The sequence below is a fragment of the Nonomuraea sp. NPDC059007 genome (genome assembly GCF_042740555.1).
GTDB lineage: Bacteria > Actinomycetota > Actinomycetes > Streptosporangiales > Streptosporangiaceae > Nonomuraea.
This window is the reverse complement of sequence record NZ_JBHYJD010000013.1, coordinates 118,982-129,785: the sequence shown is the minus strand read 5'-3', so window position 1 is coordinate 129,785 and position 10,804 is coordinate 118,982. Positions and strand designations below refer to the sequence as shown.

General features: G+C 69.5%; 8 protein-coding genes. 4 read left to right on the top strand and 4 right to left on the bottom strand.

Annotation, left to right across the window (positions count from 1 at the left end):
• The first annotated feature begins 20 nt into the window (after positions 1-20).
• The 4 genes from ACFWY5_RS22980 to holA all read left to right on the top strand — a co-directional run bounded on the left by ACFWY5_RS22980 (position 21) and on the right by holA (position 5,667).
• Entirely contained in the window at positions 21-506 is a 486-nt protein-coding gene (locus ACFWY5_RS22980; protein WP_379616566.1) for a MarR family winged helix-turn-helix transcriptional regulator, read from the top strand.
• 445 nt (positions 507-951) lie between these two features.
• Entirely contained in the window at positions 952-1,644 is a 693-nt protein-coding gene (locus ACFWY5_RS22975; RefSeq protein ID WP_379634152.1) for a helix-hairpin-helix domain-containing protein, read from the top strand.
• On the top strand, positions 1,613-4,303 hold the full coding sequence (locus tag ACFWY5_RS22970) for a ComEC/Rec2 family competence protein (protein WP_379634150.1): 2,691 nt from the start codon (positions 1,613-1,615) through the stop codon (positions 4,301-4,303). Before ACFWY5_RS22975 ends, ACFWY5_RS22970 begins: the two co-directional genes overlap by 32 nt.
• A gap of 380 nt (positions 4,304-4,683) precedes the next feature.
• Positions 4,684-5,667 (top strand): DNA polymerase III subunit delta, encoded by a 984-nt coding sequence (holA, locus tag ACFWY5_RS22965; RefSeq protein WP_379634148.1) that lies wholly within the window; start codon positions 4,684-4,686, stop codon positions 5,665-5,667.
• A 424-nt stretch (positions 5,668-6,091) separates the two neighbouring features.
• Here the strand turns inward: holA and ACFWY5_RS22960 are convergent, their stop codons facing one another.
• The 4 genes from ACFWY5_RS22960 to ACFWY5_RS22945 all read right to left on the bottom strand — a co-directional run bounded on the left by ACFWY5_RS22960 (position 6,092) and on the right by ACFWY5_RS22945 (position 10,731).
• On the bottom strand, positions 6,092-6,898 hold the full coding sequence (locus tag ACFWY5_RS22960) for a DegV family protein (RefSeq protein WP_379616557.1): 807 nt from the start codon (positions 6,896-6,898) through the stop codon (positions 6,092-6,094).
• Positions 6,899-6,911: 13 nt separating this feature from the next.
• Positions 6,912-8,120, bottom strand: a complete 1,209-nt coding sequence (gene hutI / locus ACFWY5_RS22955) for an imidazolonepropionase (protein WP_379616555.1) — start codon at positions 8,118-8,120, stop codon at positions 6,912-6,914.
• A gap of 427 nt (positions 8,121-8,547) precedes the next feature.
• A complete protein-coding gene (hflX, locus tag ACFWY5_RS22950) occupies positions 8,548-9,966 on the bottom strand; it encodes a GTPase HflX (protein ID WP_379616553.1) in 1,419 nt (472 codons plus the stop codon).
• 75 nt (positions 9,967-10,041) lie between these two features.
• Positions 10,042-10,731, bottom strand: coding sequence for a DUF4097 family beta strand repeat-containing protein (locus tag ACFWY5_RS22945; protein WP_379634146.1), 690 nt, complete (start codon positions 10,729-10,731; stop codon positions 10,042-10,044).
• Positions 10,732-10,804 lie beyond the last annotated feature (73 nt).

Genomic DNA, 10,804 nt, shown 5'->3' with positions numbered 1-10,804 from the left:
TAGTGGCGTATGATCCAATCGTGGAAGACTCCGTCGACCGTCACCTGGCCCGCTGGCGCGGCAAGGCCCCCTACGACGAGCTCGTCGAGGGGGTGGTGACCCGGATGCAGATGCTGGTCAAGCACCTCCACCAGACGAAGGCGGCGGCGCTGGCCGAGGTGGGGATGCAGGACTTCGAGTTCGAGACGCTGCACCGGCTGGCCGCGCACTCGGGGAGCGCCACGCCCTCCGTGCTGGCGGCGGAGCTGCTGCTGTCACCGGCGGGGATGACGGGACGGCTCGACACGCTCGAACGCTCGGGGCTGATCCGGAGGGTGCGGAGCAGTGATGACCGGCGGCGGGTGGATGTGGAGCTGACCGGGCGGGGGCGTGACTTGTGGACCGAGGCGATGGAGATCCGGGCTGAGGTGGAGTCGGGGATGATCTCGGCGCTTTCGCTTGAGGATCGGGTGATGCTGGACGCGCTGCTGAAGCAACTCCTCCACAACGTCGAATCCCCCCACTAACCTCCACCCCCCACGGCCGTTCACCCCCACCAGCCCTCGCGCCCCACGCGTGTTCGCGCCCCCACGGGCCTTCGCCTCCACCTGCCTTCGGCCCTCACCGGCGTTCGCCTCCACCAGCCTTCGGCCCTCACCGGCGTTCGCCTCCCACCGCCCTTCGCCCGCCCGCGCATGCCCGCCCTGCCACGGCACGCGGGGCCCGCGCTCGCCCCCGACCACACCAGCCCATTGGCCCGCCAGCCTCACGGCCTCCTTGGCCCGCAAACCCTCTGGGCCCCTCCCACGGCCCCGAGCCTTGTGGCCCGCATCGCCCCAGCAAGCCCTTAAGGCCCCCTCCTGGCCCGCTAACCCGTGTGGCGGGTTGGCGGGTTGTCCACAGCCCCCGCCTTATCCCCAGAACCCCGTTCGCCCGATCCCCCTCACCCCGCCCCGCCGTACCGTCACTGCCGTGCGCTCCCCCGATCCCACCAGCGAGCAGGCCATAGCCGAGGCGAGGCTGCGATCGATCACCCATCCAGGGACAGGCGAGCGCACCCCCAACCTCCCTCCCACCTTCGAGGCCTTCCGCGCAGCAGTAGCCGCCCAAGCCCCCACCCGCACAGGCGTACGCGTCCTCATAGCCGTAGGCGCCCTGGCGGCAGCGGTAGCCGCGTTCACCTTCTGGCGCTCGGCCCCCACCCCCGCCCCACTCCCACCACCACCCCCAGCGGCGACCACCCCACGCCCGACCGCCTCGGTAACCATCCACGTCACCGGCAAAGTACGCACCCCAGGCGTCTACCGCCTCCCCACCGGCTCCCGCGTCACCGACGCCCTGACCGCCGCCGGAGGCCTGCGAAGAGGCACTGACCCAAGCCCCCTCAACCTCGCCCGCCGCCTGATAGACGGCGAACAGATAGCCGTAGGCACCCCCGAGGCGGCGGCAGCCCTGGCCTCAGACCCCACAACGTCGATCGTCGACCTCAACACCGCCACCCCCATCCAACTGGAGCAGTTACCAGGCGTAGGCGAGGTCCTGGCCACCCGCATAGCCGAGTTCCGCGACACACACGGCGGTTTCACCAGCGTCGACCAGCTCAAGGAGGTGACAGGCATAGGCCCGCGCAAGTATGAAGAGCTCAAGGACCGAGTCCGCGTATAGCCCCACCGTCTTCCCCGCCCTGGCCGCCTGGGCCACCGCCCTGATCCTCTTGGGCGCTCCGGCAGAGGTCAGCTTCATCTGCGCGGCAGTAGCCGCACTGGCCACCGCAACGCTCTACGCCACACCCCCGTGGCGAGGCACCGCAGTGTCCATAGCCGCCTGCACCGCGGCGGCAGCCGCCACAGTGGCCTTCCACACCCACGCGGTATCCACAGGCCCCATCCCAGACCTGGCCAGAAAAGGCATAACCGCAACAGCCGAGGTAGTCCTCACCAACGACCCCCGAACCCGAAGGAACCCCCGCTTCCCCGGCGAAAGCGTAGTAGCCGAAGCCCGCCTAGAACTCCTGCAAACCCCCACCACCCACCTAACCCTGAGCACCCCGGTAACCCTCTTCGCCACAGGCCCACACTGGCGAACCCTCCTCCCCAGCCAACGCCTGAAGATCACCGCCAAACTGGCCCCCGCCGACCCGTCCGACCTGACCGCCGCCCTCCTACTGGTAAAGGGCACCCCCCAACCGCTGGGCACCCCCTCATGGATCCAAACCGCCGCCGGAGCCCTGCGCTCCGGCCTGAGAGCAGCCGCCGACCCCTTCCCCGAAGACCAACGCGGCCTGCTCCCCGCCCTGGTAGTGGGCGACACCTCCCGCATGGACCCCCAGGTAACCGCCGACTTCAAAGAAGCAGGCCTAACGCACCTGACCGCCGTATCCGGCGCCAACCTCGCCATCATCGCCGGCGCGGCCCTGGCCCTGTCCCGCCTAACCGGCCTCCCCCTACCGGTAAGAGCAATCCTGGCCGCAACCGCCATGATCGCCTTCGCGGTAGTGGCCCGCCCCTCCCCCAGCGTCCTAAGAGCCCTGGCAATGGGACTGGCAGCCGCCTTGGCCCTGGCCACCGGCCGCCCCCGCCACGGCATGGCCGCCCTGTCAATCTCCGTCCTCTTCCTCATCCTCTTCTCCCCAGACCTGGCCCGCTCCTACGGCTTCGCCCTCTCCGTAACCGCCACCGCCGGCATCCTCCTCCTGGCCCCCAAATGGCGCGACCACCTATCCCAACCCCAACCCACCCCACCAAACCCCCACCCCCAGACCCGCCCCAAGCCCACCCCCGCCAATCTCCAGCTCACCCTCACCCCCAGCGAACCCCGCACCACCACAGAGCCCCTGACGACAGGGCCCCTCACCACAGGGCTCCCCGCCACACAACCCCCCACCACAGGACCCGCCGCCACAGAACCAGTCACCACCGCACAACCCCCCACTACAAGGCCAGCCGCCACAGAACCGATCACCACCGCACAACCCCTCACCGCACGTCCGGCCGCGTCCCTCGCCCTCATCACGGAAGCCCCTCAGACCCGAAGCACACGCAAGCGACACCACCCACGCCCAAGATCATCCGTCGCCCAGGCGGCAACAAGCCTCCTCAGGCCGCGGCGGGCCCTGCCCAGGTGGCTGGCGGAGGCGATCGCGGTACCGGCCGCCGCGCAGTTCGCCGTGACACCCGTGCTGGTCCTGATGTCCGGCCAGGTCACCCCGGTCGCGGTGATCGCCAATCTCCTGGCCGGCCCCGCAGTGGCCCCGGCGACGCTCCTGGGGTTCGCCGCATCCGTCGTGGCCCCGATCAGCGTCGAGGCGGCGCGGATTCTGCTGATTCCGGCCGGATACGCCGTGGGCTGGATCATCACCGTCGCACAGTGGGCGGCGGGCCTGCCGTTCGCCACCATCCCGTGGCCAGGCGGCCTGCTCGGCTTGGCACTCCTGGCGGTGGCGGTGGCAGTCGCCGTACCCCTGCTCCGTCATCCCCGATGCCGAGCCGTCACCCTGGCTGTGCTGGCGGGCATCTTGATCGCCGCCATGGTCCTCCCACCCGCCCTGTCCCCGTGGCCGCCACGCAGATGGCTCATGGTGATGTGCGACGTAGGTCAGGGCGACGGCATGGCCATCGCCGCAGGCCCAGGCAGGGCAGTCGTAGTAGACACCGGCCCCGACCCAACCCCCATGGATCGCTGCCTACGCGACCTGGGCATCCGCGAGATCCCGTTGATCATCCTGACCCACCCCCACGCCGACCACATCGGCGGCCTGACCGGAGCCCTGAAGAACCGCCGCATAGGCGCCGCCCTACTGACCAACCACCCCGCCACCCCAGCCCCCATCACCCGGACTTTCGCAACCCACCACATCCCCCAATGGACAGCCACCCCCGGCGCCCAATGGACCTTCGGCCCCTCCGAACTCACCGTCCTGGCCCCACCCGCGACACCCCCGACAGCACACACCGGAACCGAGGGCAGCGAGATCAACAACACCAGCGTCGTACTCCGCGTCCGCTGGCACGCAGGCTCCATCCTCCTGAGCGGCGACATAGAAACCGAAGCCCAATCCGACCTCCTGCGAACCACCTCCCCGGCAGCCGACATCCTGAAGGTCCCCCACCACGGCTCCGCCCGCCAGGACCCCGCCTTCTTCTCCGCGGTCGGCGCCCGAGCAGCCCTGATCAGCGTCGGCTCCGACAACACCTACGGCCACCCCGCACCGGCAACGCTGGCCCTCCTCCACCGCTCCGGCACCCGCGTCTACCGCACCGACCAGTCCGGCGACCTAGCCATAACCGACCACAACGCCACCCTGTCCATCACCCCCCGCAACTAGCCCATACCGCCCAGCAAACCCCCCAACCCCCCAACCCGCCCACTCCCGCATCCCCGCGCCTCTCCAGCACGCACCACCCCACTCTCCGTCGCCCCACTCTCCGTCGCCCCACGCGTTAACCACCTCACCGCCCACCCCTCACTCCTTCCAGCCCGCCTACTTGGCGGTTCGGCTCGGCAGGCAGTTCGTTCATGGACAGCGACTCCACGGCGGTCTTGGACCTCGAGCGTCTCTTCCTTGATCATCAGATCGGCCGTTAGTTTTACAGTCCCGGCGGTTTCGGGTGCCGTGGGGGTGTCCTCGGGCTTGGCTGTGGGTGGGGGTGGCGGGTCGATCTGGTGGGTGGTGGATTGAGTTCCGGGTTGTCGTTGGGACGTGGCATGCTGCTCGACATGGCCGCAACCGATCCACCACTCGTGACCCTGGTCGTAGGCGACGAGGAGCTGCTGGCTGAGCGGGCCGTTGGCGAGGTTGTCGCCATCGCGCGTGCTGCCGATGCCGGGGCGGAGGTGCACGATCTGGTCGGGTCCAAGGTGGCTCAGGGGGAGCTGACGCAGTTGGCCTCACCGTCCTTGTTCGGGGACCGGTCGGTGGTGGTGATCCGGTCGGCGCAGGATCTCGGCAAGGATGTGATCGCCGAGGTTCTGGCCTATGCGGGGCGGCCTTCCGATGACACGGTGCTGGTGCTGATGCATCCGGGTGGGGTCAAGGGGAAGGCACTGGTCGACGGGCTGAAGAAGGCTCGGGTGAACGTTGTCACCGTCAGCAAGCTCACCAAGCCCGCCGAACGGCTCGACTTCATCAAGACCGAGGTGAAGCGGGCGAAGCGCGCCATCGCCGGTGATGCGGCGCAGGCGCTCCTCGAAGCCGTAGGCAATGATCTTCGTGAACTGGCTGCCGCGTGTAGTCAGCTGGCGTTCGACACGCAGGAGAAGACCATCACCCTGGCGGCGGTCGCGCGCTATCACAAGGGGCGGGCGGAGGTCACGGGGTTCAATGTGGCGGACTCGGCCGTGGAGGGGCGGCTGGGGGACGCGCTGGAGCAGTTGCGCTGGGCGCTGGGCACGGGCGTGGCGCCGGTGCTGCTGGTCAGCGCGATGGCGGGCGGCCTGCGGTCGCTGGCCAAGGTGGGCGGGGCGCCCCGCAACCTTCGCGGTGGTCAGCTGGCCGGTCACCTGGGGATGCCGCCGTGGAAGGTCGATCGGGTACGCCGCCAGCTCAACGGCTGGGGGCCGGAGGGGTTGTCACGGGCGCTCCAGGCGGTGGCGGTGGCCGACGAGCAGGTCAAGGGTGGTGGCGCCGACCCGGGCTACGCACTCGAACGCGCCGTCCAGACCATCGTGGCCAACCGCACGGGACGCTGACACCCCCAGAGCCGCCGCCTGTCGCGCAGAGAGGTTGACGCCCAAGAACCCACCGCTGACGCGCAGGGGTGTTGACGCCCAAGAACCAGGCATCCCGATGGGGGGATCGCTCTCCTGACCAGCCACGGGGTGGGCGCCAGGGACAGGCAGAGAGCCGAACGCAGGCCGGATCGCCGCTGAAGGGCAGAAAGCGCGGCCCACAACGGCACCCGGGCAGACGGGCCGCGGGCAAAGGCACAGGGACAGACGGGTCGCGGGCCAGGGGCACCAAGACAGACACGTCGCGGGCCAGGGCGCTGGGGCGACAGACGGGCCGCGGGCCGTGGGCGCAGGGGGCAGACGGGTCGCGGGCCAGGGCACCGAGGCGGACAGGTTGTGGGCGCCAGGGTGCTGGGACGGCGGACGGGGCGTGGGGCCAGGGTGGTTAGGCGGGGGTTAGGGTGATGCCGAGCATGCCGGGGCCTACGTGGGCACCCACGACGGCGCCCACCTCGACCAAGGTGAGTTCGCGCAGTCCCGGCAGGCGTTTGCGGAGGCGGTCGGCCAATGCGTGGGCGCGGTCCGGGGCGGACAAGTGTTGGACTGCCAGGTCTACCGGTGACGAGGAGGCAGCCTCCACTGCGAGGTCTTCCATGCGGGCCACCGCCCGGGTAGCCGTGCGGACCTTTTCCAGGGGCTGGATGGTGCCGTCCTTGATGTGGAGCAGGGGTTTGATCATGAGGGCGGAGCCGAACAGGGTGGCGGCGGCGCTGACCCGGCCGCTGCGGTGGAGTTGGTCGAGGGTGTCGACGTAGAAGAACGTACGGGTGGCGGCGGCGCTGGTGCGGGCGGCTTCGGCCACCGTGGCGAGCGGGGCGCCCTGGGCGGCGGCGCGGGCGGCGGCCAGGACCGGGTATCCGAGGCCCATGGCGAGCGACCGGCTGTCCACGACCTCGACCGGTAATCCGGCATTCGAGGCGGCCAGTTCGGCGGCGCCGACGGTTCCGGACAGTTCGGCGGACAGGTGGATGGAGACGATCGCGGTATGGCCGGCCGCCGCGAGCGTGCGGTAGCAGGCGGCGAACCGTGCAGGTGACGGCTGCGAGGTCGTGACCGTGGCGAGGTCGCCGGTGAAGCCGGGTTCGTCGTGGGCCGTTCCGCCGGCGAGTACCGAAAGGGGGACGACCGTGACACCTTCGACGGCGGGCAGGTAGGCGGTGGAGTCCGTGACAACGGCGACCGAAGGCGGCATACCCCGAGATTAACTACTGAACGGGGGTGCCACCCCGCCAGACGCGGCGCGGCTTGAGTCCGAAGGACCAGGCGAAGGCGCCTTCGTGGTCGGCGTCCCACTGGACGATGTCGGCCAGGCGGCCGGGAGCGAGCACGCCGCGGTCGGGCGCGCCCAGGACGGTGGCGCCACCGAGCGTCGCGGCGCGCAGGGCGTCGTTGACGCTCATGCCGAAGGCGGCGACGGCCATCGCGATGACCTGGGACATCGAGGTGATGCCGCAGTAGCCGGGGTTGTGGTCGCTGCCGAGGGCGACGATCACGCCGTGCTTGATCATCTTGCGCACCGGCGGGAGGTTGCCACGCTGGAGCGCGGTGGCCGGGCAGACGACGGCGGGCACGCCGTACCGGGAGAGGATGGCGAGGTCCTCGTCGGAGGTGTGGTGGAGGCCGTCGGCGGAGGCGCAGCCGAGTTCGGCGGCCAGCTGGACGGCGCCGCGGCGGCTGAACAGGCCGGCGTGGATGCGCGGCAGCAGGCCGACGTTGCGGCCGGAGGCGAGGACCCAGCGGGATTCCTCGGTGGTGAAGTGGCCTTCGTCGCAGTAGACGTCGACGCTGTCGGCTCCGGCGGCGGCCGCGTCGGCGCACCAGGCGCCCACGGCCTCGACGTACTCGCGCTGGCGGCCGAAGTACTCGGGCGGGACCACGTGGGCCGCGAGGAAGGTGACGTGCACCCGCGGCATCATCGGCTCCTTCTCCAGCTCGCGCAGGAGCCGCACGTCGGCGAGTTCGCCGTCGCGCGTCAGGTGGTAGCCGGTCTTGGCCTCGACGGTGGTCGTGCCGCTGAGCAGCCAGGCGCGAAGACGTTCGCGCACGCCGTTGCAGAGGGTCCACGGGTCGGTGCCGCGGGTCACGGTGACGGTGGAGCCCACGCCGCCGCCCGCGGCGGTGATCGCCGAGGAGGTGGAGCCGCCGGTGCGGATGGCCAGTTCGGCGTAGCGGTTGCCGGCGTAGACGGGGTGGGTGTGCGCGTCGATGAGGCCGGGAGTGACGAGGGCGCCGCCGAGGTTCTCCACGTGGTCGACGTCGACGATGTCGTCGACGACGCCGGGCACGCTCTGCGGCAGGTCCGGCGCGCGGCCGACCCAGGCGATGCGGTCGTTGTGCACGAGGATGGCCGCGTTGCTCAGGACCTCGTTGCCGGTCCAGAGGCGGCCGATGTTGGTCAGCAGGCGAACGGTCACCGCATCACCGCCACGCACGGACGCGAAACAGAGCGCACGGCTCCCGCCGCGCCCACTGAGTCCAGTCCGGGTCCGGACGACATGGGGTCTCCTGCTCTCATCCGCCAATGATGTGCGGTGACCGTATCGCCGGACGCATGATCCGGCGATTTCAGTTCAGTTACGTTATTTCACAGGTCGGCCGACTGTACAGGGTTATTCGGAAGAAATCACAATCGTCACAGCGCCCCCTGCATGCGTCTCGTCCCGCAGCAGCCATCATCCGCAACCCGTGCCCTTTGCTGTCCTGAGGCTTGGCCAATGGTAGCAATCCCAGGCACATCAAGGCCACTGTCGCATTTGTCAGGATTTAAGATGTACGGCTACCGCCATACGCTGGGCATTCACCCAATCGAGATAGCGATAGCCGTACAGATGAAAATGGAGATCAGACCCGTTCGACCGGCTTGGCGACCTTCTCCAGCTCGTGGAAGAGGCTCGACAGCACCCAGGCGTGCAGGATCGTGCCGTCCTCGACGTGCTCGACGGAGACGACCTCGCCCTCCTCGTGGGCCCGCGAGACCAGGTCTCCCCTGTCATAGGGGACCAGCAGGCGCACCTCGTGGTCCAGGCGGGGCAGCTGCCGTTCGATGAGCTCCATGAGCTCGGGCAGGCCCGCGCCGGTCCGCGCGGAGACGACGATGCTGTTGCGCTCGCGCCGCATGATGCGGTCGATCACTTCCTGGTCGGCGGCGTCGGCCTTGTTGATCACCACGACCTCGGCCACGTCGAGCGCGCCCTCGATGGTGGAGAAGACCTCGCGAACCGCCGCGATCTGCCCCTCGGGGTCGGGATGCGAGCCGTCCACCACATGGAGGATCAGGTCAGCGTCGGCGACCTCCTCCAGCGTGGACCGGAACGCCTCCACCAGCTGGTGCGGCAGGTGGCGCACGAACCCGACGGTGTCGGCGATCGTGAACAGCCGCCCGTCCGGCGTGCGCGACTTGCGCACGGTCGGGTCCAGGGTGGCGAACAGCGCGTCCTCGACCAGTACGCCCGCACCGGTGATGCGGTTGAGCAGCGAGGACTTGCCCGCGTTGGTGTAGCCGGCGATGGCCACGGCCGGCACCTCGCGGCGCTGGCGCTGGTGGCGCATGACCTCGCGCGAGGTGGACATGCCGGAGATCTGCTTGCGCAGCTTCGACATCCGCTCGCGGATGCGCCGCCGGTCGAGCTCGATCTTCGTCTCACCGGGTCCGCGACCGCCGACGCCGACGCCGTTGGAGGAACGGCCGCCGACCTGACGGGACAGGTTGCCACCCCAGCCGCGCAGGCGCGGCATGAGGTACTGCAGCTGGGCGAGCTCGACCTGGGCCTTGCCCTCCCGGCTCTGCGCGTGCTGGGCGAAGATGTCGAGGATCAGCATCGTCCGGTCGACGACCTTCACCTTGACGACCTCTTCGAGCTCGCGCAGCTGGGCCGGGGTCAGCTCGCCGTCGCAGATCACCGTGTCCGCGCCGGTGGCGTCGACGATGTCGCGCAGCTCCAGCGCCTTGCCGGAGCCGATGTAGGTCGCCGGGTCCGGCTTCTGCCGCCGCTGGATGAGGCCCTCGAGCACCTCGGATCCCGCGGTTTCGGCCAGAAGCTTGAGCTCCAGCAGGGAGTTTTCGGCATCGCTCGATGTACCAGAGGTCCAGACGCCCACGAGGACCACCCGCTCGAGACGGAGCTGGCGGTATTCGACCTCGGTGACGTCCTGGAGTTCGGTGGAAAGGCCCGCTACGCGGCGGAGCGCGTGGCGCTCTTCGAGGTCCATCTCGCCGGTCTCGATCTGGTCGAGCGTGGAGTATTTCTGCATTCGTGTCATCTCTATTAGGGAACGTCCGGACACCGTGGTGTCTTCCCCAGATGGTGGCACGACATCCCCACGGCCATCACCTGGTTATCCGGGTACGACGTTGATGTTCCCCGATCCGGCGTCGATGGTCACGCGGTTGGCGGCGTTCGGGTCGTTGGTGACCTCGACCTTGGAGTCTCCGGAGTCGGCGTTGGCTTTGACGTTGTAGGAGCCGCCGGGCAGGGTCAGCGTGACGTCGCCGGAACCGGCTTCGAGGGTGACGTCGGCGGGCGCGCTGGCGTACTTGAGGTCGATGCTGCCGGAACCCGCGTCGGCGAGGACCTTCTTGCCGCCGAGGGAGGAGGCTTCGATGTCGCCGGAACCGGCGGAGGCCTCGAGCTCTCCGGTGAGGTTGCGCAGCGTGATGGTGCCGGAGCCGGCGTCGGCCTTGACCTTCAGGCCCTTGGGCACTTCGATCTTGTAGCTGACGCTGCAGGAGCCGAAGCCGCCCTTGCAGTCGTACGTGACGCGGAGCGTGTCGCCCTCGACCTTGTGCTCGGCCTGCGGCTTGTTGTTGCGCCACTGGAGGGTCTCCGTGACGCGGATGCCCGACCGTTCACTCTCGGTGATGACGATGTCGCCGGATCCCGAGTTGACATCCAGGAGCGCGACCTTGTCGTTGACGTCGTAGTTGACGACGCTCTCCTCGGTGGGCCCCCCAATGCTCGCCAGCCCGCAGCCGGTGAGGACGGCCGTGGAGGCCAGCAGGGCCCCCGCGAACACGATTGTTTTCATATCTCGAATCTTCCCGGCCTGGGCCCGGACCCGCATCCGGGATGCCCCCTAGCCGACCCCCGTCTTTGACCCT

Coding starts and splice junctions, on each gene's coding strand:
- ACFWY5_RS22970 (WP_379634150.1), top strand. CDS start 1,613: ATGAAGAGCTCAAGGACCGAGTCCGCGTATAGCCCCACCGTCTTCCCC.
- holA (WP_379634148.1), top strand. CDS start 4,684: ATGCTGCTCGACATGGCCGCAACCGATCCACCACTCGTGACCCTGGTC.
- ACFWY5_RS22960 (WP_379616557.1), bottom strand. CDS start 6,898: ATGCCGCCTTCGGTCGCCGTTGTCACGGACTCCACCGCCTACCTGCCC.
- hflX (WP_379616553.1), bottom strand. CDS start 9,966: ATGACACGAATGCAGAAATACTCCACGCTCGACCAGATCGAGACCGGC.
- ACFWY5_RS22945 (WP_379634146.1), bottom strand. CDS start 10,731: ATGAAAACAATCGTGTTCGCGGGGGCCCTGCTGGCCTCCACGGCCGTC.